At 74.1% G+C, this 23,029-nt stretch carries 22 protein-coding genes and 1 tRNA gene; 13 read left to right on the forward strand and 10 right to left on the reverse strand.

Annotated elements, in window-relative coordinates; translation table 11 throughout:
* Window positions 1-10 precede the first annotated feature (10 nt).
* Window positions 11-1,036 carry a GlxA family transcriptional regulator gene (locus ACH4RG_RS04560; RefSeq protein WP_397920528.1) on the reverse strand — a complete coding sequence of 342 codons (1,026 nt, stop codon included), beginning with the start codon at window positions 1,034-1,036 and terminating at the stop codon, window positions 11-13.
* Window positions 1,037-1,108: 72 nt separating this feature from the next.
* On the opposite strand from ACH4RG_RS04560, the gene ACH4RG_RS04565 reads away from it, so the two are divergent.
* From ACH4RG_RS04565 to ACH4RG_RS04575, 3 genes are all read left to right on the forward strand, one after another.
* Entirely contained in the window at window positions 1,109-2,506 is a 1,398-nt protein-coding gene (locus ACH4RG_RS04565; protein WP_398539104.1) for an MFS transporter, read from the forward strand.
* Entirely contained in the window at window positions 2,503-2,940 is a 438-nt protein-coding gene (locus ACH4RG_RS04570) for a DUF2809 domain-containing protein (protein WP_397919590.1), read from the forward strand. Before ACH4RG_RS04565 ends, ACH4RG_RS04570 begins: the two co-directional genes overlap by 4 nt.
* 126 nt (window positions 2,941-3,066) lie before the next feature.
* Window positions 3,067-4,374, forward strand: a complete 1,308-nt coding sequence (locus tag ACH4RG_RS04575; RefSeq protein ID WP_398539105.1) for an MFS transporter — start codon at window positions 3,067-3,069, stop codon at window positions 4,372-4,374.
* Window positions 4,375-4,534: 160 nt separating this feature from the next.
* Here ACH4RG_RS04575 and ACH4RG_RS04580 read toward each other — a convergent pair whose 3' ends face one another.
* Complete coding sequence (locus tag ACH4RG_RS04580) at window positions 4,535-5,125, reverse strand: TetR/AcrR family transcriptional regulator (RefSeq protein ID WP_398539106.1); 591 nt, start codon at window positions 5,123-5,125, stop codon at window positions 4,535-4,537.
* 78 nt (window positions 5,126-5,203) lie between these two features.
* On the opposite strand from ACH4RG_RS04580, the gene ACH4RG_RS04585 reads away from it, so the two are divergent.
* Entirely contained in the window at window positions 5,204-6,220 is a 1,017-nt protein-coding gene (locus ACH4RG_RS04585; protein WP_398539107.1) for a saccharopine dehydrogenase, read from the forward strand.
* A 91-nt stretch (window positions 6,221-6,311) separates the two neighbouring features.
* Here the strand turns inward: ACH4RG_RS04585 and ACH4RG_RS04590 are convergent, their stop codons facing one another.
* Together ACH4RG_RS04590 and ACH4RG_RS04595 are read right to left on the reverse strand one after the other, a co-directional pair.
* Window positions 6,312-6,923 (reverse strand): flavin reductase family protein, encoded by a 612-nt coding sequence (locus tag ACH4RG_RS04590; protein WP_398539390.1) that lies wholly within the window; start codon window positions 6,921-6,923, stop codon window positions 6,312-6,314.
* Between the two features lie 330 nt (window positions 6,924-7,253).
* Window positions 7,254-7,790, reverse strand: coding sequence for an HPP family protein (locus ACH4RG_RS04595; RefSeq protein WP_397927653.1), 537 nt, complete (start codon window positions 7,788-7,790; stop codon window positions 7,254-7,256).
* Window positions 7,791-7,890: 100 nt separating this feature from the next.
* On the opposite strand from ACH4RG_RS04595, the gene ACH4RG_RS04600 reads away from it, so the two are divergent.
* Window positions 7,891-8,538: a CGNR zinc finger domain-containing protein gene (locus ACH4RG_RS04600; RefSeq protein WP_398539108.1), complete on the forward strand. Its 648-nt coding sequence runs from the start codon at window positions 7,891-7,893 to the stop codon at window positions 8,536-8,538.
* Window positions 8,539-8,591: 53 nt separating this feature from the next.
* On the opposite strand, the gene ACH4RG_RS04605 is transcribed toward ACH4RG_RS04600, so the two are convergent.
* Window positions 8,592-9,176, reverse strand: coding sequence for a CGNR zinc finger domain-containing protein (locus ACH4RG_RS04605; RefSeq protein WP_398539109.1), 585 nt, complete (start codon window positions 9,174-9,176; stop codon window positions 8,592-8,594).
* 159 nt (window positions 9,177-9,335) lie between these two features.
* Between ACH4RG_RS04605 and ACH4RG_RS04610 the strand changes: the two genes are divergently transcribed.
* From ACH4RG_RS04610 to ACH4RG_RS04625, 4 genes are all read left to right on the forward strand, one after another.
* Window positions 9,336-9,791, forward strand: a complete 456-nt coding sequence (locus tag ACH4RG_RS04610; RefSeq protein WP_397919604.1) for a VOC family protein — start codon at window positions 9,336-9,338, stop codon at window positions 9,789-9,791.
* Window positions 9,792-9,894: 103 nt separating this feature from the next.
* Entirely contained in the window at window positions 9,895-10,830 is a 936-nt protein-coding gene (locus ACH4RG_RS04615) for a pyridoxamine 5'-phosphate oxidase family protein (RefSeq protein ID WP_397919606.1), read from the forward strand.
* Between the two features lie 42 nt (window positions 10,831-10,872).
* Window positions 10,873-11,064 (forward strand): ferredoxin, encoded by a 192-nt coding sequence (locus tag ACH4RG_RS04620; RefSeq protein WP_397919608.1) that lies wholly within the window; start codon window positions 10,873-10,875, stop codon window positions 11,062-11,064.
* Window positions 11,061-12,269 (forward strand): NAD(P)/FAD-dependent oxidoreductase, encoded by a 1,209-nt coding sequence (locus ACH4RG_RS04625; protein WP_398539110.1) that lies wholly within the window; start codon window positions 11,061-11,063, stop codon window positions 12,267-12,269. The genes ACH4RG_RS04620 and ACH4RG_RS04625 overlap by 4 nt, the downstream gene beginning before the upstream one ends.
* A gap of 10 nt (window positions 12,270-12,279) precedes the next feature.
* On the opposite strand, the gene ACH4RG_RS04630 is transcribed toward ACH4RG_RS04625, so the two are convergent.
* Together ACH4RG_RS04630 and ACH4RG_RS04635 are read right to left on the reverse strand one after the other, a co-directional pair.
* A complete protein-coding gene (locus tag ACH4RG_RS04630) occupies window positions 12,280-13,146 on the reverse strand; it encodes an enoyl-CoA hydratase/isomerase family protein (protein ID WP_397920532.1) in 867 nt (288 codons plus the stop codon).
* Window positions 13,137-15,365 carry an acetate--CoA ligase family protein gene (locus ACH4RG_RS04635; protein WP_398539111.1) on the reverse strand — a complete coding sequence of 743 codons (2,229 nt, stop codon included), beginning with the start codon at window positions 15,363-15,365 and terminating at the stop codon, window positions 13,137-13,139. The genes ACH4RG_RS04630 and ACH4RG_RS04635 overlap by 10 nt, the downstream gene beginning before the upstream one ends.
* Window positions 15,366-15,602: 237 nt before the next feature.
* Between ACH4RG_RS04635 and ACH4RG_RS04640 the strand changes: the two genes are divergently transcribed.
* From ACH4RG_RS04640 to ACH4RG_RS04650, 3 genes are all read left to right on the forward strand, one after another.
* Window positions 15,603-15,676 (forward strand) — tRNA-Met (locus ACH4RG_RS04640).
* A 226-nt stretch (window positions 15,677-15,902) separates the two neighbouring features.
* Complete coding sequence (locus tag ACH4RG_RS04645) at window positions 15,903-16,769, forward strand: NAD(P)H-binding protein (protein ID WP_397927659.1); 867 nt, start codon at window positions 15,903-15,905, stop codon at window positions 16,767-16,769.
* 87 nt (window positions 16,770-16,856) lie between these two features.
* Window positions 16,857-17,339, forward strand: coding sequence for a hypothetical protein (locus ACH4RG_RS04650; RefSeq protein WP_398539112.1), 483 nt, complete (start codon window positions 16,857-16,859; stop codon window positions 17,337-17,339).
* Between the two features lie 181 nt (window positions 17,340-17,520).
* On the opposite strand, the gene ACH4RG_RS04655 is transcribed toward ACH4RG_RS04650, so the two are convergent.
* On the reverse strand, window positions 17,521-18,510 hold the full coding sequence (locus tag ACH4RG_RS04655) for an AraC family transcriptional regulator (protein ID WP_397927662.1): 990 nt from the start codon (window positions 18,508-18,510) through the stop codon (window positions 17,521-17,523).
* Between the two features lie 101 nt (window positions 18,511-18,611).
* Here ACH4RG_RS04655 and ACH4RG_RS04660 point away from each other — a divergent pair, with 101 nt between their 5' ends.
* Complete coding sequence (locus ACH4RG_RS04660) at window positions 18,612-19,466, forward strand: NAD(P)H-binding protein (RefSeq protein ID WP_398161591.1); 855 nt, start codon at window positions 18,612-18,614, stop codon at window positions 19,464-19,466.
* Window positions 19,467-19,485: 19 nt separating this feature from the next.
* Here the strand turns inward: ACH4RG_RS04660 and ACH4RG_RS04665 are convergent, their stop codons facing one another.
* Window positions 19,486-19,959, reverse strand: coding sequence for a carboxymuconolactone decarboxylase family protein (locus tag ACH4RG_RS04665; RefSeq protein ID WP_397919622.1), 474 nt, complete (start codon window positions 19,957-19,959; stop codon window positions 19,486-19,488).
* Window positions 19,960-20,078: 119 nt separating this feature from the next.
* A complete protein-coding gene (locus ACH4RG_RS04670; protein WP_398539113.1) occupies window positions 20,079-22,949 on the reverse strand; it encodes a BTAD domain-containing putative transcriptional regulator in 2,871 nt (956 codons plus the stop codon).
* Window positions 22,950-23,029: the final 80 nt, after the last annotated feature.

Here is a 23,029-nt window from a genome sequence, read left to right on the forward strand (position 1 = left end):
GCCGCGTCTTCTACAGGCGCCCCCGGGCCGAGGCGCGAGGGCCGCGGGGCACGGGCTCCGCCGAGGACCGGAACGTACGCCGGTAGGCCGTCGGCGGTACGCCCAGCGCCGCCTGGAGGTGCTGGCGCAGTGAGGTCGCCGTGCCGAAACCCGCGTCCCGGGCCACCTGGTCGATGGACAGGTCCGTCGACTCCAGCAGGTGGCGGGCCCGCTCCACCCGCTGCTGGGTGAGCCACTGGCCGGGGCTGATCCCGACCTCCTCGCGGAAGCGGCGCGTGAACGTCCGTACGCTCATCGCCTCCTGCTCCGCCATGTCCCGCAGCAGGATCGGCCGGTCGAGACGGGCCAGCGCCCAGGCCCGGGCGCCGGTGGTGGTCGCGAACTGCGGCTCGGGAAGGGGGCGGTGGATGTACTGGGCCTGCCCGCCGTCCCGGTGCGGGGGCACGACCGTGCGGCGCGCGATCTCGTTCGCGACGGCCGTCCCGTGGTCGCGCCGCACCAGGTGGAGGCAGAGGTCGATCCCGGCGGCGACCCCGGCGGAGGTGAGGACGTCGCCGTCGTCGATGAACAGGACGTCCGGGTCGACGCGGACCTGCGGGAAGGTCCGCTGGAAGTGGTCGGCCGATGACCAGTGCGTGGTGGCGGGGCGGCCGTCGAGGTAGCCGGCCGCCGCCAGGACGTAACTGCCGGTGCAGATGGAGACCATCCGGGTGCCGGGCCTGACCAGGGCGAGCGCGGCGGCCAGCTCCTCGGTCAGCCGGCCCTCCTCGAAGACCGGGCCCAGCTCGTAGGAGGCGGGGACGACGACCGTGTCGGCGGTGGCGAGCGCCTCCGGGCCGTGCTCCACGAGGACGGAGAAGTCCGCGTCGGTCCGGACCGGGCCCGGCGGGCGGACGGAGCAGGTCACCACGTCGTACAGCCTCCTGCCCTTCCCACCGAACTCCGTGCCGAGACTGCGGCCGAAGATCCGCTGCGGAATGCCGAGTTCGAAGGGGAGCAGCCCGTCGAGGGCCAGAACGACGACGCGGTGCTCCACGAAGACCTCCTCGAAGATCACAGGAAACGCTGTAGTGGTATAGACCACGAGCTGGTACAGGTTAGCGACGTGATGGAGAAGCCGACAGAGCGCGCGTCCATTCCCGACGCCGCGTGCGACACCCGAACGACCCCGACCCCGAACCCGAACCCGCATCCGACCCCGGACCCGCTCCCGGAGCCGACGCTGCCGCCGCTCGATCCCGGCGGACCGGGCGGCCCCGCCGGGACGGGCCTGGGCGCCGGGTCCTCCTTCGGTTCCGCCCCCGGCGAAGCGCGGCTCTGGAACCGTAATTTCCGCTACTTCTTCGTGGCCCGGACGGTCGCGCTCTTCGGTGACGGCATGATCCCGGTGGCCCTGACCGCCGGGCTGCTGGGCGCGGGGCGGCCCGCTTCCTCGGTCGGCTTCGCGCTCGCCGCCTGGATGGGGCCGCTGGCGGTGTTCGTCCTGTTCGGCGGGGTGCTCGCCGACCGGTTCACCCCGCGCCGCATGATGATCATCGCCGACGCCCTGCGGCTGATCGGCGCCTCCGTGCTGGCCGTGACCTTCGCGACGGGCAACCCGCCGCTGTGGTCGGTGTACGTCCTCAGCTCGGTGGCCGGCGTCGGCGCGGCGCTCTTCCAGCCCGGGGTCGCCTCGACCGTGCCGCGCGTCTCCACCGACGTCCAGCGCGCCAACGCGGTCCTGCGCGTCGCCGAGGCGCTGATGACCATGGCCGGGCCAGCCTTCGCGGGAGTGCTCGTCGGCCTGGCCAGCGCCGGAGCCGTCTACGCGGCGAACGCGGCGACCTTCGCGGTCTCCGGGGTCTGCCTCTTCCTGATGCGGCTGGCCCCGGCCCCGCACGACGACGCGGCACGCGGCACGTTCGCCGCGGAACTGGTCGACGGGTGGCGGGAGTTCCGGGCCAGGTCCTGGCTGTGGGGAGTGATCGCGGTCTGGACGGTGTACGGCTTCGCGGTCCTCGGTCCGATGCTCCCGCTGACCGCCGTCCTGGTCACCGAGGCGCACGGCTCGGGGGCGTACGGAATGCTGATGGCGGTGAACGGGGCGGGCAGCGTCGGCGGCGGACTCCTCGCCCTGCGGCTGCGCCCGTCGCACCCGCTGGCGGCGGGTGCGGTGGCGCTGCCGCTGGTGGCGGCGAGCCTGCTGGTGCTCGCGCTCGGGATGCCGCTGCCGGTGCTGGCGGCGGGGCAGTTGCTGGCGGGCGGGTCGGCCGCGTTCTGGCTGGTGATGTGGTCCACGACGGTTCAGACGCACGTCCCGCCGGAGGCCCTGAACCGGCTGCACGCCTACGATGTGGCCGGCTCGCTCCTGATGGTCGCGGCGGGCCGCGCCCTGGCGGGCCCGGTGGCCGAGGCGGTCGGGGCGCCGGAGCTGCTGGTGGCGGCGGCCGTGATCAACCTGGGGGTGGTGGCGGTGCTGCTGGTGGCCCGGCCGATCCGGCAGCTCAAGAGGATCGGCCTCGGATGAGGTCTCCAGGCCGGTCCTCGGAGACCGTCGGCGACTTCACGGCGCGCCCGCGCACGGCCCACCCCTCCACGGTGCGTGCGGTCGCGGCGGGGGCGGCCGTCGTCACCGTCGCCGCGGGCCTGGCCGTGCGCGCCGGGGCGGACGGCGCCTTCGCCAAGTACGCGGGGAGCGCGCTCTACACGGTGTTGCTCTGCGCTCTCGTCGCCTTCTGCGCGCCCCGCGCGCGGCCGACCGCGGTGGCCTCCACGGCGCTCGGTCTGAGCTGGGCGGTGGAGTTCGCGCAGCTCACCGGCGTACCGGCGGAGTGGTCGGCGCGGAGTGCGGCGGCCCGGCTGGTGCTCGGCTCGACCTTCAACGCCCCGGACCTTCTCTGGTACGCGGTGGGCGCGGCCTGCGCGTGGGCGATGCTCCGGGCGGCCGGACGGCGCGGCTGACGGCCCGGAGGACTCCCGGTCGTGGGCGGGCGCGGGCGGTCCGGATGGCGGGACAGGGTCGGGGCGTGGCCCGATCCCTGCGAAGGGTGTCCTCCGGGCCACTCGTCCGCGCCTGTCCGGCCTCGGATGCTGGCTGACGTGACCTACCTGACCAAGACCGCCGGCCCCGGGGCCGATGCCGCCGGCAGACCCGGCCGCCGGTTCCCCTTCTCCGTCCACCGGGCGTGGCTCGTCGCCGCCGTCACCTTCGTGACGATCATCGGCGGTGCGGCGTTCAACTCCCTGCCCGGGCTGCTCATCGACCCGCTCCACACCGAGTTCGGCTGGACCCGGGGCGAGATCGGGCTCGCGGTCTCCATCGACATGGCGCTGTACGGGCTGACCGCCCCGTTCGCCGCCGCGCTCATGGACCGCTACGGCATCCGGCGGGTCGTGGCGATCGCGCTCACCATGGTGGCGGCCGGGGCGATCGCCGGCGTCTGGATGACCGCATCTTGGCAGCTGATGATCTACTGGGGCCTCCTCGTCGGCCTCGGCACCGGGTCGATGGCGATGGCCTTCGCCGCGACCGTGACCCACCGCTGGTTCGTGGCCCGCCGGGGCCTGGTCACCGGCATCCTCACCGCGGCGGGAGCCTCCGGACAGCTCGTCTTCCTCCCGCTCTGCGCCTGGATCGTCGACAGACACGGCTGGCGGCCGGCCTCGGTCACCGTCGCCCTGGCCGCCCTCGTCGTCGTCCCGTTCGTCTGGCTCCTGATGCGCGACCACCCGGCCGACGTGGGGCTCGCCCCGTACGGCGGTACGTATCTGGCGAAGCCCGCGCCGGTCCGGGGCGCCGCGCGCCGGACATTGCGCGTGCTGGTCGAGGCCGCCCGCACCGGTCCGTTCTGGCTGCTCGCGGGTGCCTTCGCGATCTGCGGGGCCTCCACCAACGGCCTGATCCGCACCCACTTCGTCCCGTTCGCCCACGACAACCACATGCCCGTCGTCGTGGCGGCCTCGCTGCTCGCGGTGATCGGGGTCTTCGACATCATCGGCACGGTCTTCTCCGGCTGGCTCACCGACCGGTACGACGCCCGCAGGCTGCTCGCCGTCTACTACGCGCTGCGCGGGATCTCCCTGCTGTTCCTGCCGATGCTGATCGGCCCCGAGGTGCGGCCTCCGATGATCTTCTTCATCGTGTTCTACGGTCTCGACTGGGTCGCCACGGTCCCGCCGACGCTGGCGCTCTGCCGCGAGCAGTACGGCGAGGACAGCGCGATCGTCTTCGGCTGGGTGCTGGCCTCGCACCAGGTGGGCGCGGCGGTGGTGGCGTTCCTCGGCGGGGTCGCGCGGGATGTCTTCGGCCGCTACGACGTGGTCTGGTACGCGGCGGGGGCGCTGTGCGCGATGGCGGCGCTGATGTCGTTGGTGATCCGCAGACGGACGGCCTAGTTCTTTCCAGGACGTGTCCGGCGCTCGCCGGGATCCGGCCGCTGTCCGTTCTTCCGCCGAGACGGTCACGCGGCATGGCCGGACGCGCGATGGTCTCGCGCGTCGGCGAGCGTCACGGCGAGGTGGGTCGGAACGCGCCCCGGCCCGTGCCCGGTCGAGGTCAACGGCCGGCCCGGGCGTCGAGGCTGCCCATGATCAGGTCGGTCAGGGTGGCGACCGCGGCATCGGTGGACGCCCGTCCTCTGTTCAGCTCGGCGGCCATCGCCTCGGCCGCGCCCAGCACACCGACGCACCGTAGCCGGAGGGCTTCGGGGGGGAGGCCGGAGTACCGCGACAGGGCGGCGGCCACCAGCTCCGTGTACCTGTCGAGCATCTCGCGCTGGATCGCCTCCATCTCCGGATCTCCTTTCAGCGCGGCGGAGACGGCGGCGAGTTCCGGCATGTCCGTGGCACAGGCGAAATACGCGGTGCCGATGAGGCGGGCGACCTCGTCCGCGGTGGGTCCGGCCTCCTGCAACGCCTGGGCGATCGCGGCTCGGTGACGTTCGTCGAGGCGTCGGTAGAGCGCGAGCAACAGGCCGGGGCGCGTGCCGAAGTGGTCGTACACGATCGGCCTGCTCACCCCGGCCGCCACGGCGAGGGTGACCAGAGTCAGACCGTCGGTGCCCTGCGCGCGCACGATCGCCACGGCGGTGTTGAGCAGCTGCTCCCGCCTGGCCTGCTTGGACAGGCGGGTCGAGGTGGTGGCCATGGTCCTCCGTTGTGTCGCACTCCAGACTATGTTACAAAACGTAGGCTACAAAATGTAACTTGAGGGGAGCGGGTCACGATGGAGCAGTTGAAACCGGTTCTGATCCTGGGCGGTTCGGGGCAGGCGGGCTCGGGGGCCGCCGCGCTCCTGCGTCAGTGGCATCCGGGGCTGCCGCTGACGATCGCCGGGCGCGATCTCGACCGCGCGCAGCGGGTGGCCGACGGACTCGGCACCGCCACGGCGGTCACCATCGACCTGAGGCGCGGCGATCTCGGCCTGCCGGCCGGGCACGGCCACCGCTACTCGGCGGTGGTCGCCGCACTGTGGGACGACCGCCTGAACGGGCTGCATTACGCGCAGGACCACGGGTTGCCCTACCTCAGCATCTCCAGCGGTCTGGTGGAGATCGCGCCGGAGGTCGTCGCGGGTGCGCGGCGGGCGAGTGCCTCGTCGATCCTGGTGGCCAGCCACTTCTGCGCCGGCGTCGTCGTCCTCGCGACGTTGGGTCTGGCCCGGGAGTTCCGCCGGGTCGACACCGTCCGGATCGGCGCCGTGCTGGACGAGCTGGACACCGGCGGTCCCGCGGGAGCCGCGGATCTGGAGCGGTGGTCCACCGCCACCACGGCGGCGACGGTGCGCCGTGACGGCGTCTTCACCTGGGTCAACGACCCCGACGTCCGGACGGGGGTGCGCAGTGCCGACGGCGTCGTCCTGCCCGGCCGGAGCATCGCCATCCTCGACGTACCGAGCCTCGCCCTCGCGACGGGCGCGCCGAACGTCCGTTTCGACCTGGCTGTCGGCGAATCCGCTGCCCGGCGCCGTGGCGACCGCGCTTCCATCGAGATCCGGATCGACCTCGAAGGAACAGGCGCCACGGGTGCGCCGCTCAGGACGAGCCGCTATCTCGTCCATCCGGCGGGGCAGCGTCCCCTGACCGCACTCGGCATCGCCCTCGGCGTCGAGCGGCAGCTCGGGCTGCGTGGCGAAGCGGCCCAGCCGGGCGTCCGCACGCCTGAAACCCTGCTCGACCCGGTCCACGTGGCCGGGCGGTTGGCGGAGATCGGCGCCACCTTCGTCGACGCACCCCCCACCTGACCGAAAGGCCGAAGCGGGCGGTGGCAGGCCGTTCCCGGGCGAACCCGCCGAAGGTCCGGGCCCGGCGGCTGAACCGGCCGACGGTCCGCGCTCACCGGCTGAACCGGCCGAACGTCCCCCGGTGGAACAGGAGGGGTTCGCCCTCGTCCGTCGCCCCCAGCGCCTCCACCCGGCCGACCACGATGAGGTGGTCGCCGCCGGTGTGGACGGCGTGGACGCGGCAGTCGATCCAGGCGGGCACGGAGTCCAGCAGCGGAGACCCGGTGACCGGGGCGGCCCCGTGGGTCACCCCCGCGAACTTGTCGGCGCCACTCACCGCGAACCCCCGGCACAGCGCGCCCTGTTCCGCCCCGAGGATGTTCACGCAGAACGCCCCCGCGCGGGCGATGCGCGGCCAGGTCGTCGACGTACGGGCGACCATGAAGGACACCAGCGGCGGGTCCAGCGACAGCGAGGCGAAGGACTGGCAGGCGAAGCCCGCCGGGCCGTCCCCGTCGCGCGCGGTGATCACGGTGACGCCGCTGGCGAAGTGGCCCAGTACGCGGCGGAATTCGTCCGGGTCCACGGGGAGCCGCTCGTCGTCCCGGACGGCTCTCAGGTCCGGCCGGGGCAGCACCTCGGGGGGCGTCCCGTCCGGTGCCCCCGGCGCGGCTGTCGTGGCGGCGCCGACGGACCTGAGGTACCGGACGGCGGTGGCGGCCATGCCTGCGTGTCCCATCACACCCGTCATTAGAACTGACGGCGCGTCAGATGTGAAGTCGTGCGGATGGTCGGTCCGGGGTGGGAGAGTGCGGCAGTGGATGGGCCGCGACTTCTCGCCGTGACGTTCTGTGCCGGGCGGGGCTCGAACCGGAGGTTCGGCGTCAACCGGCCGACTCCGCCCGCCTCGTACGTCTTGAACGGTCGGCCGGTCCGTGACGGTCTGCCCCCCGCCCCTGGCCGCGTGGTTCCGTCTGCTGCCGTGCCGTTCCTGGTGGACCTGGACCGTTCCGGCGAAGAGGAGTTGGCGCACCTGCTGGTCATCGAGGTGGCCCTACCACCAGTACGTGGGGTAGCGGGCGGTCCTGCCGCTGTGGCCCGCGAGGATGCCGATGCCGGCGATCACGACCGTGGCGAGCAGCAGCAGAGCGAGGAAGAGAAGCGTCGGGGGCTGGGCCGCCACGACGATGACGGCGGTGGCCGCCGCGGGGGAGTGTGCGGTACGGGCCAGGGCCATGGCGCCGATCGCGAGACCGCCCGCGACCGCCGAGGCCCAGACCGAACTGCCCGCGACGGCGAGAACCGCGAAGCCCGCGAGAGCCGAGACGAGCTGGCCGCCGATCACGTTGCGCGGCTGGGCGAGCGGCAGCGTGGGCGCGGCGAAGACGAGCGCGGCGCTCGCGGCCAGCGGCGGGATGAGCACCGTCTGGTCGAGTGCGTATCCGATGGCGACCAGCAGGGTCAGGGCGACCGTCCCGCCGAGGGCCGCGACCGAGACGGAGGGCAGGGAGGGGCGCGGCGGGGCCTTGCTGGTCAGCAAGGAAGGAGAGCGCGGCGGAGCGGGGAGCGTGGTTGCGGGGGCGTCGGGCACAGGGGTTCCTTCACGACGGCGTGATCACATGAGCTAATGGATGAAGCATAGGATTATCCATTAGCTTTGCAGGGGCTTTTCCGCGAGAAAGGATGGGGGGATGGCTGAAGGCGTCGCGGAGGAGCGGGGAGAGCGGGAGCGGTCGGTGGCGGTGCCCTTGACCGGCGAGCCGCTCCCGCTGGAACTGGTCAACACCACCTACATCAAGGGGGGTGTGCGGGGGCGGCACAGGGATGCGCTCGCCGCCGGGCCGAAGGCCCTGGACAGTTGGCTGGCCGCGGAACGGCACCGCTTCGCGCCCGGCGTCGCCGACGCGCTGGCAGCGGCGCCGCCCGCGGGCCCGGAGCGGTACCAGGAGTTCCTGGAGCTGCGCCGGGCCCTGCGGGCGCTGGCCGGGGCGCGGACCTCGGGCGAGGGCCCGGACCCCGAAGCGGTGGCCGTGGTGAACGCGTACGCGCGGACGGCCGCCGACTGGCGGGAGCTGGCTCCCGGACCGGAGTTCCGGGCCGTCGTCCGCCGGGCGGCGGAGGACCCGTTGCGGCTGGCGCTCGGGGCGATCTCCGCCGCCGCTGTCGAGCTCTTCGCGGGCGAAGGCGCGGAGCGGCTGAGGGCCTGCCCCGCTCCGGGGTGCATCCTCTACTTCGTCAGGACCCATGCCCGGCGCGAGTGGTGCACCGTGGGGTGCGGGAACCGCGTGCGCGTGGCGCGCCACAGCAGGCGTGCCGGCGAGGGCGACGAAGCGCTGTGACGGCCGGCCGGCCGGGCGACGGCCCCGGGGGCGCTTCGCCCGTGCCGTAGCGGTTACGCGCCCGTGCGGCGGGCGTAGTGGCGCTGGGCCTTCGCGCGGTTGCCGCAGCCGGCCATCGAGCACCAGCGGCGGGTGCCGTTCTTGGAGACGTCGTAGAAGTGCAGGACGCAGGCGTCGTTGGCGCACGGGCGGATGCGGTCGGGCCGGTCCGCCACCAGACGGAGCCAGTTGTCGGCGGCGTACCAGGAGGGGCCCCAGGACGGGTCGTCCACCTCCACCACCGACTCCGGGAGCCCGTCGGACCCCAGGGCGCGGCGGATACGGCCGTGGGCGAGGACCTCGTTGAGCGCCGCCATGGCGCCACGGGCGGCCGTCCTGTGCTCGGTGGCCGCCGTGACCAGGGCTTCGAGTGCGGTGCGGGTCTCCAGCAGCCGACCCAGGGTGGCGTCGTCGGCGGTCGTGGAGAGGGGCGCCAGCTGCTCCCGTACCGGCGTACTGGACAGCCAGAGGGCCAGGCCGGCCTCGGAATCGAGCAGGTCGTGCTCGCCCTCCGCGTCGCCCCAGCGGGTGTTGAGCAGATCGAGGGCGAGCGGTTCAGCGGTCAGCGGCCTGGGGTCGGCCCCCAGGGGGTGCGGCACGGCGGGGTCCTTCCGTCGCGGGCTCGGTCGGGGTGGTCCACCGATGATAACCGGACAAACGAAGATGACCGGTTGACCGCCGTATTTCTAACCCCTAAAGTCGTTTTCAAAGGTTACGAGATCACCTCGCAGCCCTGACCGAAAGCATGGGGACCGATCATGAGCAAGGCGAAGAACCTGCAGACCGGCCACATCGGCCTCAACGTCACCGATCTGGACCGTTCGCTCGCCTTCTACCGCGAGGTCTTCGACTTCGAGGTGCTGGCCGAGGGCAAGGAAGAGGACCGCCGCTGGGCGTTTCTCGGACGTGGACCTCGGCTCCTGGTGGCGCTGTGGCAGCAGAGCGCGGGCGCCTTCTCCACCACGCTGCCCGGCCTGCACCACCTCTCCTTCCAGGTGGACACCGTCGAGGAGGTCCGGGCCACCGAGGAGGTCCTGCGCACCCTGGGCGCCGAGTTCACCTACGACGGCGTCGTACCGCACGGTGAGAGCGGGAACTCGGGCGGCATCTTCTTCTCCGACCCCGACGGCATCCGCCTGGAGATCTACGCGCCCACCGGCGCCGACCCGGCCGACGCCCCGACCCCGGGCGCACCCACCTGCGGCTTCTTCTAGCAGTCGGCGCCCCACACGGCTCCGCCCGGTGCTGCGTGGCGCCGGGCCACGGTGCCGGCGACAGGTCCGGCACCGTCCCCCTCCTCGGCGGAAAGGCAGAGTCATGGGCGGCTACCACCACGGTGAGATCGCCGTGCAGGAGCGGGCCGGCCTCGCGAGCGAGGCCGGACACTCACAGGGCGCCATCGGCAGCGCCATCCCCGAGGTGGCGGTGGCCTTCCTCGCCGAACAGCCCCACGTGGTGGTGGGCGGCACGGACGAACGGGGCCGGATCTGGGCGACCCAGCTCACCGGGGAGCCGGGATTCCTGGCCGTTCCCGAGCCACACACCCTCACCATCGGCGCGCTGCCCCCGCCGGACGACCCGCTCGCGGCGGTCCTGGCCGGAGCCGGAACCGGCCCCGGCCAGGAGCCCGTCCGGATCGGCCTGATCGCCATCGAGCCGGCCACCCGCCGCCGGATGCGGATGAACGGCCGGGCCGTCCGCGACGGCGACGGGCTGCGCGTCCAGCTCGACCAGGTCATCGCCAACTGCCCCAAGTACATCCAGAAGCGCGCCCGTCGCCCGGCCGTGGACGGAGAGGCCCAGGCCTCTCGCAGCGCCGTCGACGGCAGGGAGCTGAGCCCCGAGCAGCAGCGGACGCTGCGGGCCGCCGACACCTTCTTCGTCGCCACCGCCTCCGACCGGGGTGACGCCGACGCCTCGCACCGGGGCGGCAACCCCGGCTTCGTCCAGGTGCTCTCGCCCCGGCTGCTGCGCTGGCCCGACTACGTCGGCAACGCCATGTTCCTGACCCTGGGCAACCTCGAACGCAACCCGGCCGCAGGCCTCCTCGTGCCCGGCTGGGAGGCCGGCACGTCCCTTCACCTGACGGGCGCGGCCCGCACGGTGTGGGACGAGGACGAAGTGGCCGGCCACCCCGGCGCCCAGCGGCTGGTGGAGTTCGAGATCGCCGCCGTGCGGGAGGTCGCGGCGGCCTCCCCGCTGCGCTGGTCCGCGCCCGCCTACTCCCGCTTCAACCCGCCGACGGCCGGCTGACCTCCACCCCGGCCGCCGCGCCCTACCCGTGACGGAGTCACCATGCAGATCACCGTGGACATGGACGTCTGCGCGAGCCACGGCAATTGCGTCTTCGCCGCCCCCGGGACGTTCTCGTTCGATGACGACGACCACCTCCAGTACGAGTCGACGCCGGACGAGGCGCTGCGCGACAGGGTCGAGAAGGCCGCCGCGTCCTGCCCGGTCCGCGCCATCACCGTGACCGCCCCGTGAGCCCCGCCGGTCCTCCGCGCGACATGGTGATCGTCGGGGCCTCGCTGGCGGGACTGCGGGCCGCCACGACCCTGCGGGCCGAGGGGTTCACCGGCGGGCTGACCGTCGTCGGGGCCGAACCGCACGCCCCGTACGACCGCCCGCCGCTCTCCAAGGAGTTCCTGACGGCCCCCTCCCCGGTCGACACCGGGCTCCCGGCCCCCGACAGCCTCCGGGCCCGCTGGCTGCGGGGGCGGCCCGCGGTCGGGCTCGACCCGTACAGCCGGACGGTCACCCTCGCCGACGGCACACGCCTGGCCTACGACGGTTTGCTGATCGCCACCGGCGCCACCGCCCGGTCCGGCGCTGTGGACGGCGAACCGGGTTCGGACCAGGGGGTGTTCACCCTGCGCGGCCGTGACGACGCGATGGCGCTGCGGGCCGCGCTCACCCCCGGGCGGAAACTGCTCGTCGTCGGCGCCGGATTCCTCGGCGGCGAGGTCGCCGCTGCGGGCCGTGCACTAGGGCTCGCCGTCACCCTCGTGGAGGCCGGGCCCGTACCGCTGGAGCGCGCGGTCGGCACCGAGGCCGGCGAGTTCGTCGGGATGCTCCACCGGGAGGCGGGCATCGACCTGCGTACCGGCACCACGGTCGCCGCGTTCCGGACCGCCCCGGACGGGGGCCTCTCGGGCGCCCGGCTGGCCGACGGGCGGAGCGTCGCGGCCGATGCCGCGGTCCTGGCCCTGGGAGCGGTCCCGGCCACCGGATGGCTGGCCGGATCGGGCATCGAGGCGGCCGGCGGGGTACGCACCGACTCCCGGCTGCGGGCCCTGTTCCCCGACGGTACGGCCGTGCCCGGCGTGGTCGCGGCGGGGGATGTGGCCCTGGTCCCGCAACCCCTGGCGGACGGTGCCGCGCCTGCCCTCGGCCACTGGTCCGGCGCGGTGGAACAAGGCGCGGCCGCCGCCCGCACGCTGCTGCTCGGCGGGGCGGCCCCGGCCTTCGACGAGGTGCCTTCCTTCTGGTCCGACGTCCACGGCGTCCGGCTCCGCTCGGTCGGCCTCCCGGGGCTCGGTGACACGGTGAAGGTCCACGAACGCGACCGGGCCGCCCGACGGCTGGAAGTCAGCTACCACCGGGACGGACGGCTGATCGGCGCCCTGACCATCGGCCGGACCTCCCGACTCGCCGCCTACCGAAGGACCTTGGCCGAATACACCCCCTAGGGGCTGTCCGCTAGCGCCCGCGGTACACCGGCGACCGGCGCTCCACGAAGGACGCCACGCCCTCGTGGGCGTCGCGCGTGGTCATGTTGATCTCCTGGGCGGCGGCCTCCGCCGCGAACGCCGCGGCCCGGTCGCCGTCCAGCGAGACGTTCACCAGCTGCTTGGTCAGAGCGAGGGCCCGGGTGGGGCCGGCCGCCAGCCGCCCCGCCCACTCCTTGGCCAGAGCTTCCAACTCCCCGCCCGGGACCGTTCGGTTGACCAGCCCCAGCCGCTCCGCGTCCACCGCCGGCAGCGTGTCCCCGAAGAACATCAGTTCCTTGGCGCGCTGCGGGCCCACCAGCCGGGGCAGCAGGTACGCGCCGCCGCCGTCCGGGACGAGCCCCCGGCGTACGAAGACCTCGACGAACTTCGCCGTGTCGGCCGCCAGGACCAGATCGCACGCGAACGCCAGATGAGCGCCGATCCCGGCCGCCGTCCCGTTGACGGCGGCGATCACCGGCTTCTCGCAGTCCAGCACGGCGGCGACCAGCCGCTGCGCACCGAGCCGGATCGTCCGGGCGACGTCCCCGGGAACGCTTTCGCGGGTCGCGGCCGGGGCGTCGCGCAGGTCGGCGCCCGCGCAGAAGCCGCGGCCGGTGGCGGTGAGCACGACGGCCCGTACGGCGGGGTCGGCGGAGGCCTCGGCCAGCAGGGCGATGATCCGCTCCCGTTGGTCCCGGGTGACGGCGTTCATGACCTCGGGCCGGTTCAGGGTGATCCAGGAGACGCCGCCGTCGAGGGAGTGCAGGACGGTCGTGTCCTGGGCTGTCGCCTCCGGGGGAGCGGCCTCCGTCCCGTCCGGGCGAGCGGCCTCCGCCGCCTCCCCGCTCACCGGCAGACCGCCAGCGCGTCCAGGGCCACCGCGCCCTGACCGCGGCCCAGCACCACCAGCGGGTTGATGTCCAGCTCCGTCAGGTCGTCGCCCAGCTCCAGGGCCATGCGCTGGACCCGCAGCACCACTTCGACGAGGGCGTCCACATCGACGGGGGGCCCGCCGCGCACCCCCTCCAGCAGGGCCCGGCCGCGCAGCTCGCCGAGCATGTCCCGGGCCTGCCGCTCGCCGAACGGCGGCACCCGGACCGCCGCGTCGTGCAGCACCTCCACCAGGATCCCGCCGAGTCCCACCGTGACGGTCGGGCCGAAGAGCGCGTCGTGGGTCACCCCGACCATCATCTCGACGCCCCGGTCGATCATCTGGCAGACCAGGATGCCGTCCAGGTCCACGGACTCGTACCGGGCGATGTCGGTCAGCTCGCGGTAGGCGTCGCGGACCTGGCTGGCCGACGTGAGGCCGACCTTCACCAGGCCCAGCTCCGTCTTGTGGGCGAGCCGGGGCCCGGAGGCCTTCATCACCACCGGGTAGCCGACCGGGCCGGCCGCCCTGACCGCCGCCGCCGCGCTGGTCACCAACTGCTCGCGCGGCACCCGGATCCCGTACGCGCGCAGGAGCTGCTTCGCCGCGTGCTCGCTGAGCTGCTGTCCCGGCCGCAGCAGGCCCTGGGCCTTGCGGAAGGAGGGCGACGGGGTGCGCGGGGCGTCCTCGAAGGGGGAGCGGTAGCGGTCGGTGAAGCGGTGGTGGTCCAGATAGGCCTTCACGGCGGTGACGCAGTTGCGAGCCGTACGGAAGGTGGCGAGCCGGGAGGAGCCCAGCAGGGTCGTGCGGTAGGCGTCCTCGGTGCCGACGGGGGAACCCCAGACCACGCAGACCAGCTTCTCCGTGGCCTCCGCAGCGTCCGCCAGGTCCTGGGCGAGCCGGTCGCTCATCGGGGGGAAGGGGCCGGTGATCGGGCAGATCAGCACCCCGACCGAGGGGTCCGCGAGGATCGCGTCGATGATCTTCCGGCCGCGCCAGTCGCCGACCGGGTGGCCGCCGTTGTCGATGGGGTTGGCGACGTTCAGGTAGCCGGGTATCCAGGCGTGCAGCTCGTCCTGCTTGGCGGCGGAGAGGGCGGGCAGCGAGAGCCCCGCCGCCGTCGCCAGGTCCGCGAAGTGCGCGCCGGTGCCGCCGGAGATCGAGTACACGGCGACCCCCTCGGCCTGCGGCGGCCGGGCGCGGGCCAAAAGGGCCGCCGTGTCCTGGAGTTCGTCCAGGCCGTTCACCCGGATCACCCCGAACTGCCGCATCGCCGCGTCCACCACGTCGTCCGCGCCGGTCAGCTTGCCGGTGTGCGAGGCGGCGGTTCTGGCCCCGGCCTCCGTGCGGCCCACCTTGACGGCGACGACGGGGACCTTGGCACGGGCGGCCCGGTCGGCGGCGAGCAGGAAGGAACGGCCGTCCCTGAGCCCCTCGACGTAACAGGCGATGGCCCCGACCTCGGGGAGCTGGGCGAAGTACGCGAGGAAGTCGGCGGTCTCCAGATCGGCCTCGTTGCCCGTGGGGGCCCAGTGGGAGAGCCGGATACCCAGCTCCTGGAGGGCGTGGAGCGGGCGGCCCTGGTGCCCGGACTGGGTGATCAGGGCGATGGCGGGGCCTTCCAGGTCCTCCCGGAACCTTTCGAAGGCGTTCAGATTGGTGTTCGGCCCGAGCAGGCGCAGCCCGGAGCGTTCCACGGCCGCCGCCAGCCGGGTCTGGGCCTCCGCCCCCGCCTCCCCGGTCTCGGCGAACCCGGAGGCGAAGGCGACGGCGAAGGGCACCTTGGCCTCGCCCAGCTCCTCGATCACCGGGAGCGGGTCAGCGATCAGCAGGACCGCGAGGTCGACCGGCTCGGGCACGTCGGTGACCGAGGGGAAGCAGTCCCGGCCGAACACGGCCGGGCGGGTCGGGTGCACCGGGTGCAGCCGGGCGCCGACCCGGTCGGCCCAGGCGATGAGCTGCCGGGTGACGCCCGTGTTGGGGCGGCCCTCGGCGTCCGAGGCGCCGACGACGGCCACGGACCGGGGCCGGAAGAAGCGGTCCAGGTCGGGCACGGTCAGGTGCAGCGGTCGCCCGCTGACGTCGAGGCCGCCCGGGGCCGAGGCCGTCGGAAGGCTGACGACGGCGGCGTGCGGCTCCTCGCCGCAGGCCACCACCCGGGCACGGAAGTCGGTGGTGAGGGTGCCGTGAGTCGATCCAAGCATCGTTCCGCCCACTTCTGCTCGATGGCCCACCGGTGAACAGGCGGGGCCGGCCGATTAGCTGACACACTGTCAGATTACTGAACTGACGCTGTGTCAGGAATGGGTGTGCAGGCAAAGGCTCCCGCGAGCGCCGGGCGATCGAGGAGGCTTCGCCCGTTCGAGCGCCTGGGGATCGAGCGGGCGAAGCCTCGCGTGGTCACGGAGAGGCATTCCGTGGCGTAGGGTGGTGTTTACCGACGCGGGGTGGAGCAGCTCGGTAGCTCGCTGGGCTCATAACCCAGAGGTCGCAGGTTCAAATCCTGTCCCCGCTACTGAAGAACACGACCGAGGCCCGGATCCCTGTGGATCCGGGCCTCGGTCGTTTCCCGGGGGAAACACCGGAACACCGGAACACCGGAACACCGGAACACCGGAACACCGGCGTGCCGGAGTGCCGAGTGCCGGAACACCGGCGTGCCGCTTCCGCCGGACGCTCGGACATCCCTTCCGGTCACTGAGCCATGGGCGGGGCCCGCCCCACCGGGCGAGGCTGGTGCCATGAATCAGACAGACACGACCTCCGCGCAGGAACCCGTACTCGTGATCGGCGGCACCGGCAAGACCGGCCGCCGGGTGGTGGCCCGCCTCCGTGAGCTGGGGGTGGAGACCCGGGCGGCCTCGCGGTCCGGCGACACCCCCTTCGACTGGGCGGACCCCACCACCTGGGCGGCCGCCCTGGACGGGGCCGCCGCCGTCTACATCACCCCGCTCGACACCTCCCCCTCCCCGACACCCGCCTTCGTCGAACAGGCCGTCGCGAGCGGGGTGCGGCGGCTGGTGCTGCTCTCGGCCCGGGGCACGGACGAGCCCGGCTTCTTCGGCCCCGGTTACGAGAACGGCGGTCCGCACGGCGAGGGCGAGCGGGCCGTACGCGCCTCCGGGGTGACCTGGACGATCCTGCGGCCCGGCTGGTTCGCCCAGAACTTCAGCGAGGGCGTCTTCCTCGACGGCGTACGCGGCGGCGAGCTGGCCCTGCCGACCGGGGACGGGAAGGCCGCGTTCGTGGATGCCGACGACATCGCGGAGGTGGCCGTCGCCGCGCTCACCGAGGACGGTCACGCGGGCCAGGAGTACGGACTCTCGGGCCCCCGGGCTCTCGGTATCGAGGACGTCCTGGACGAGATCGCGAAGGAGACCGGGAAGCGCGCCGCGTACGTCCGCGTCGACACGTCCGCCTTCCGGGCCGGGCTCGTCGCCCAGGGCTTCCCGGAGGTGGAGGCCGGCCTCTGGACGGACGCGCTGTACCCGATCATCACGAGTGGGGAGGCACCCGTCCTGGACGGGGTGCGCCGGGCGCTCGGCCGGGAGCCGCGCGACTTCGCCGACTTCGTCCGGGACGCGGCGGCGCGGGGCGCCTGGGGCTGAGCCCTTGGGTACCCGGGGGCCGATTCCCCGATTCCCCGATTCCCCGATTCGGACGTGTCGGTGACCGGCGGTTCGTACCCTTCGCACATGCGTGCTGTGTGGGTGGGAACCGTTCTGACGGCCGGGCTGGTGCTGTGGTTCGGCTGGGGCCTGGCCGGGCTGGTGAGCGTGGGGTGCGACTGGGACCCCAAGGGCTGCGGCGTCCCGGAAGGGGGCGGCAAGTACTTCACCGCGATCATGGCCGCGCCCTGGCCGCTGGGCATCATGGTCAAGGCGGGGCTCTACCGCAGGGACTGGCGCCGCACCCTGAGCTACCCGGCCGGAGCGGTCCCGGGGGCGGCGGTCACCCTGGGCATGGGCACGTCCGCCGGCCACTGGGGCGTGGCGACCCTCCTCGTGCTGATCGGCGCCCTCGTTCCGTGGCTGGCCCGGTACAACAGCGACGCGGTCCGCGACGTCAGACGTCAGGAGCGCGAGCGCCGCTCGCAGGATGAGCGACGGGAGCGGGCGCGGGTGCGGAGGAGGGAGCGCCGTCGCGAACGGCGTCGGGGTCGGAGCAGCGCGACGTGAGCGCAGCCGGGCCGCCCCGCCCATGCACCTCGCCGTAGCGGCCGGGCCGGGTCGCCCACGTACCTCGCCGTAGCGGCCGGGCCGGGCCGCCCATGCACCTCGCCGTAGCGGGCGGCCCGCCTCCCGCAGGCCGCCGGGGCAGCCGGTCCGCCGCCCCTCCTCCGTGGGCCCGTGGGGCGGCTCACCCCGCCGGGGCGGCCGTCTCCGCCGGCCCGGCGGACGCGACCGCGCGCCGGAACGCGGTCGGGCTCTCGCCGCGCAGCCGCTTGAACGCCGCGCTGAAGCCGAACGCGTCCGCGTAGCCGACCCGCCGGGCCACGGCCGCCACCGTCAGCTCCGGGCGGGTCAGCAGGTCGGCCGCGAGCGTCATCCGCCAGGCGGTCAGATAGGCCACCGGGCCCTCCCCGACCAGCTCGGTGAACCGCTTCGCCAGGGTCGTTCGGGAGACCCCCGCCCGGACCGCCAGCTCCGCCGTCGTCCAGGGGTGCGCCGGGTCCGCGTGCATCGCCCGCAGGGCCGGCCCCGCCACCTGGTCGCCGAGCGCCCCGTACCACCCCGGCGGATCCGCTTCCGGCCGGTCGAACCAGTCGCGCAGCGTGCACACCAGCAGCCAGTCCAGCAGCCGGTCGAGCACGATCTGCTCGCCCGGCCGCCCGCCGCCGATCTGCCCCTCCAGGTAGTCGCGTATCGGCGTGCAGTCCTGCTCGTCGGGGACCACGAGGGCGGGCGGGAGCGCCTGGAGGAGCCGCTGGGGCACCTGCGCCCGCACGTCGTAGGTGGCGGCCAACAGCACGGTGGGGAAGCCGGGTTCGGATCCAGGGCCGGGTCCGGGTCCGGATTCCGGTGCGGGTGCGGCTGCGGCTGCGGTGTCCTGGGCCACGCCCTTGCCCACCGCGCGTACGCCGTCGTACCGGCCCGTCCCCGTACCGCCCGCCGGGTCGTCGGTGAAGACGAACGGGGCCGGGCCGCGGACGATCGCCGCCTCGCCGACCCGCACCCGCAGCGGCTCGCCGCCCTCCGGCACGATCCACCCCCCGCCCCGCATCGGCAGACACAGGGTCAGATACGCCCCGTCGGTGAACCGGACCGACCACGGCGCATGCAGCACCGAACGGCCGAACACCGCGCCACTGCCCCGCACGCCCCGCAACAGCTCGTCGAACACGTCCATGGCGCAACTGTAGGCAGATCCGGCCGCGCTCCGGACGCTCACCTATGCGCGACGGACGGACGCCCATGGGCCCGCCGGGTCCGCCGCGATGGACTGGGACCATGACGACGAAGAGCACGCACCGCGGTCCGTCCGGCGTCCTCGTCCTCGGCGGCACCGGCAAGACCGGCCGCCGGGTCGTGGACCGGCTGCGCACGACCGGAACCACCACGGTCCGCCCCGCCTCCCGCTCCGGTGAGGTCCGGTTCGACTGGACCCTCCCCGACACCTGGGAACCGGCCCTCGCCGGGGCCGAGGCGCTCTATCTGGTCGCCCCCGACGACCCGTCCCCCGTGAAGGAGTTCGTGACCCGCGCCGAGGCCTCCGGGGTCCGCCGCTTCGTGGTCCTGTCCGGCCACGGCATCGAGCACGCGGGAGAGGGCTTCGGTCGGGGCATGGCGGCGGCGGAGGAAGCGGCCCGGGAGTCCGGGGCCGAGTGGACCCTCCTGCGCCCCAACAACTTCTTCCAGAACTTCGACGAGGAGGACCTGTGGCGGACCCCGCTCCGCGAGGGCCGCCTCGGCCTGCCGGTCGGGGACGTCCCCGAACCCTTCGTCGACGCCGACGACGTGGCGGCGGTCGCGGTGGCCGTCCTCACCGAGGACGGCCACGCGGGCCGCACGTACACCCTGTCCGGCCCCCGCGCCCTCACCTTCGCCGGGGCCGCGGAGACCATCGCCCGCGCCACCGGCCGCCCCGTCCGCTACGAGGAGCTGAGCCCCGAGGCGTACCGCGCGGAACTCCTCGCCCAGGGATGGCCGGAGGCCGCCGCCGACTCCCTGGGCGCGATGTTCGCCCTGCACCGCGCGGGCCACTCGGCCGAGGTGACCGACGACGTCCGCCAGGTGCTCGGCCGGGAGGCCGCCGACCTGGAACCGTGGGCGCGGCGCGTCGCGGCCACGGGGGCCTGGGCGTAGGCCCGGTCCGCCCGGTCCGTTACGCGGACTGCCCCACCTGGTAGCCCCCGGCCGGGTACTGGAGCATGACGTTCAGCCGGTTGAAGGTGTTGATCAGCGCGATCAGCGAGACCAGGGCGAGAAGCTGCTCCTCGTCGTAGTGCTTGGCGGCGTTCGCCCAGACGTCGTCCGGGACCCCGCCCGCCGCGTCCGCGACGCGGGTGCCCTGCTCCGTCAGCTCCAGGGCGGCGCGCTCGGCGTCGGTGAAGACGGTGGCCTCCCGCCACGCGGCGATCAGGTTCAGGCGCAGCGAGGTCTCCCCGGCCGCGGCGGCTTCCTTGGTGTGCATGTCCAGGCAGCCGCCGCAGCCGTTGATCTGGCTCGCGCGGATCTTCACCAGTTCCTGCGTCACGGCGGGCAGCGTCGTGTCCTCAATGATCTTGCCCGCCGAGACCAGGTGCTTCACGAGCTTGCCCGTGACCGGGCTGGCGAAGGCGTTGAGTCGGGCGTTCATGGTGTGCTCCCTCTGCTGTCGTCACTGGCTGCACACACAGGACGGAACAGGCACCCGGGGATGTGACATCCAGGGTAGGGGAGTGACCGGCGTCACCCGGAGCGGGTGCGGGAGGCCGCTCACGCCGGGGGCAGGGAACGCGGTTCCGCCGGGGCGGCCCCGGCGCGGTCGGCGTGGCCCGAAGCGTGGCTCTTGGCCCGTGCCCTGTTCAGGTGGTGCCTGGCGGCGTCCGGGTCGCCGCGGAGTCGTGCCGCGAGTCCCAGGCCGATCTCGGCACGGATCTCGCCCGCTCTGTAGGCGCGTTCGGCCGACACGGACCGCGCGCGCCCGTACAGCTCCGTCGCCCGCTCGGCGCTGCCGCCCGCCAGCGCGGCCCTGCCGAGCGAGGTCAGCGCCTCGACGACCTCGGTCCACAGGCCGAGTTCCTCGGCCATCAGGAGACCTTCCCGGTGCAGTCGTTCCGCCCGTACGCCGTCACCCCCGCGTTCGGCCGCGAGCGCCAGGGACCGGGCGGCCCGCAGCCTGCCCCAGCGGTCGCCGGCCTCCACGAACAGGGCGGCGCCCAGCTCCGCGGACGCCTCACGGCCCGGGGCGTGGCTCGCTAGCTCGACGAGTGCCGCGGCCTCGCCCCAGGGGTCCCGGGCGGCGCGCGCGCCGGCCAGTCCCGCCTCCACCAGCCGCCGCCCCTCGCGGTGGTGGCCGCCGCCGGTCAGCCCGGTGCCGACGAACCACTGCAACCGGGCCCTCAGCACCGGGTCCTCGACACCGGAGGTGGGGTCCTCGCCCGCGGGGGCCGCTGCCGTACCGCCCTCCGAGGAGCGCAGCTCCATACCCGCCAGCCAGACCCGCGCCGCCACGCGCGCCGCCGGGGCGGCGTGGCCCCCGGCTGCCAGCGCCGTCCGGAGCGACCTGCGGGCCTCGGTGAGCCGGCCGCGCAGGAACCAGTACCACGCCTGCGCGTTCACCAGCCGTACCGCGTGTCCGGCGGCGTCCTGGGCGACCGCGAGTTCCAGGGCGCGGCGCAGGTTGACGGTCTCCGCGTCGAGGCGCTCAAGGCAGCGCCGCTGGTCCGGTCCGCGCAGCCCCTCGCTCTCCCGCTCGGCCAGCTCGGCGCAGTGGCGTACGAACCGTGCGCGTACGGCGGTCTCCTCGCCGGCTTCCGTCAGGCGTTCGGCACAGTAGGCGGCCACGGATTCCAGCAGCCGGAACCGGTCGCCCTCACGGACCACCAGCGAGCGGTCCACCAACCGGGACAGCAGGTCGGGGACCCGACCGGCGCCCAGGCGGGCGTCGGCGCAGACCGCCTGGGCGGACGCCATGACGCAGCCGTCGGCGTGCACGACCAGGCGCCGCAGCACGGTGCGCTCGTCCTCGGTCAGCAGCTGCCAGCTCCAGTCGAGCATGCCCCGCAACGTCCGCTGGCGGTCGGGGAGTCCGCGTACCCGGACGTCGGGCCGGGCGAACCGGTCGTCCAGCCGGGCGGCCAGCTCGTGCGGGCTCAGCGTCCGCAACCGGGCCGCCACGAGTTCCAGGGCCAGCGGAATGCCGTCGAGGCGTCGGCAGATGGTGGCGACGGCCTCCGCGTTGTCCGCGTCGAGGACGAAGCCGGGCGCGGCCGCCGCGGCCCGCCGCACGAACAGCTCGACGGCGCCGGACCGGGCGATCGTCGGTGGATCGGTGTGCTCCGGCAGCGTCAGCGGCGGTACCGGATGCACCACCTCACCGGGGATGTCGAGGGGCTCCTGGCTGGTGAGCAGGAGGTGTGCCGAGGGCACGGCCGACAGCACGGCCCCCGCGAGCACGGCGACCGGCTCGACGAGGTGCTCGCAGTTGTCCAGCAGGATCAGCAACCGTCTGTCGGCCACGGCCCGGCAGAGCCAGCCCACCAGGTCGTCCAGATCGGGCTCCGTCGCCGCGGTGTCGCACAGCCCCAGCGTCGTGATGACCCGTTCGGCGATGTCGTCCGGGGCCGAGGTCGCGCCGAGGCCCGCCAGTTCGACCAGCCACACCCCGTCGGCGAACCGGCCGGACGCGTCGCGTGCGGCGGCGACCGCCAGCCGTGTCTTGCCCACTCCGCCGAGACCGGTGAGGGTGACGAGACGGGTGTCCGCGGCGGGGTCCAGCCGGGCCAGCACCTGATCGGCCGCCTTCTGCCGGCCGATCAGCGGGGTCAGCGGGGCGGGCAGGTTGGTACGGGACGACAGTGATCCGACGGCGGGTGTGGCCAGTCGCGTCTCCTGGCGCAGGATCGCCTCGTGCAGCGCGGAGGCCTCCGGACCGGGCGACGCCCCCAGCTCCTCGGCGAGTTGCCGCCGCAGGTCCTGGAAGCTCCGCAGGGCGTCGCCCTGTCGCCCGGCCCGGTACAGGGCGCGCATATGGGTCATGCGCAGCCGCTCGCGCAGCGGGTGGCGCCCCACGAGTGCCCCCAGCTCCGCCGCCAGAGCGGTGTGCTCACCCCGGGCGAGGCGCGCCTCGGCGTGGTCCTCGACGACGGCGAGGCGCAGCTCCTCCAGCCGCGTGATTTCGCCGTGGGCGAAGAGGCACTCGGCCACATCGGCGTAGGCCGGGCCCCGCCACAAAGCGAGCGCTTCGGCGAACAGGTCTGCCTGCACCGCCGGTTCCCGGTGGGCGCGGGCCCGCTCGGCCAGCTCCTGGAACTCCAGGGCGTCGACCGGGCCGGCCACGGCGTTCGCGTCACGCGCGTCACGCGCGCCGTCCGTGAGCAGCAGCCGATAGCCGGCGGGCTCACGGACCACCCGCTCCCGGCCCAGTACCCGGCGCAGCTGGGAGATCTTGGTCTGGAGCGTGTTGGCCGACCCTCCCGGTGGGCAGCTCGGCCACAGGTCCTCGATCAGGCGGTCCGCCGGCACCGGCCCGCCGCCGTGGACGAGCAGATTCGCCAGCAGGGCGCGGACCTTCACCTCGGGAACCCTGACCGGCCGCCCCTCGGCGTCCCAGACGGCCAGCGGGCCGAGCACCCCGTAACGCATGACCGGAGTCTAAGGGCTGTCCCGACGACCCTCAGGAAACCGTGCGTGGGGAGCGGCACCGTGGCGCGTGCACATGGCCG

It is taken from the genome of Streptomyces sp. NPDC021019 (assembly GCF_044333295.1).
In the GTDB taxonomy this organism is placed as follows: Bacteria; Actinomycetota; Actinomycetes; order Streptomycetales; family Streptomycetaceae; genus Streptomyces.

Bases quoted from the DNA above. Each gene is read 5' to 3' on its own strand.
- ACH4RG_RS04565 (WP_398539104.1), top strand. From the start codon at position 1,109: ATGGAGAAGCCGACAGAGCGCGCGTCCATTCCCGACGCCGCGTGCGAC.
- ACH4RG_RS04570 (WP_397919590.1), top strand. From the start codon at position 2,503: ATGAGGTCTCCAGGCCGGTCCTCGGAGACCGTCGGCGACTTCACGGCG.
- ACH4RG_RS04575 (WP_398539105.1), top strand. From the start codon at position 3,067: ATGCTGGCTGACGTGACCTACCTGACCAAGACCGCCGGCCCCGGGGCC.
- ACH4RG_RS04580 (WP_398539106.1), bottom strand. From the start codon at position 5,125: ATGGCCACCACCTCGACCCGCCTGTCCAAGCAGGCCAGGCGGGAGCAG.
- ACH4RG_RS04585 (WP_398539107.1), top strand. From the start codon at position 5,204: ATGGAGCAGTTGAAACCGGTTCTGATCCTGGGCGGTTCGGGGCAGGCG.
- ACH4RG_RS04590 (WP_398539390.1), bottom strand. From the start codon at position 6,923: ATGGCCGCCACCGCCGTCCGGTACCTCAGGTCCGTCGGCGCCGCCACG.
- ACH4RG_RS04600 (WP_398539108.1), top strand. From the start codon at position 7,891: ATGGCTGAAGGCGTCGCGGAGGAGCGGGGAGAGCGGGAGCGGTCGGTG.
- ACH4RG_RS04610 (WP_397919604.1), top strand. From the start codon at position 9,336: ATGAGCAAGGCGAAGAACCTGCAGACCGGCCACATCGGCCTCAACGTC.
- ACH4RG_RS04615 (WP_397919606.1), top strand. From the start codon at position 9,895: ATGGGCGGCTACCACCACGGTGAGATCGCCGTGCAGGAGCGGGCCGGC.
- ACH4RG_RS04620 (WP_397919608.1), top strand. From the start codon at position 10,873: ATGCAGATCACCGTGGACATGGACGTCTGCGCGAGCCACGGCAATTGC.
- ACH4RG_RS04635 (WP_398539111.1), bottom strand. From the start codon at position 15,365: ATGCTTGGATCGACTCACGGCACCCTCACCACCGACTTCCGTGCCCGG.
- ACH4RG_RS04645 (WP_397927659.1), top strand. From the start codon at position 15,903: ATGAATCAGACAGACACGACCTCCGCGCAGGAACCCGTACTCGTGATC.
- ACH4RG_RS04650 (WP_398539112.1), top strand. From the start codon at position 16,857: ATGCGTGCTGTGTGGGTGGGAACCGTTCTGACGGCCGGGCTGGTGCTG.
- ACH4RG_RS04655 (WP_397927662.1), bottom strand. From the start codon at position 18,510: ATGGACGTGTTCGACGAGCTGTTGCGGGGCGTGCGGGGCAGTGGCGCG.
- ACH4RG_RS04660 (WP_398161591.1), top strand. From the start codon at position 18,612: ATGACGACGAAGAGCACGCACCGCGGTCCGTCCGGCGTCCTCGTCCTC.
- ACH4RG_RS04665 (WP_397919622.1), bottom strand. From the start codon at position 19,959: ATGAACGCCCGACTCAACGCCTTCGCCAGCCCGGTCACGGGCAAGCTC.
- ACH4RG_RS04670 (WP_398539113.1), bottom strand. From the start codon at position 22,949: ATGCGTTACGGGGTGCTCGGCCCGCTGGCCGTCTGGGACGCCGAGGGG.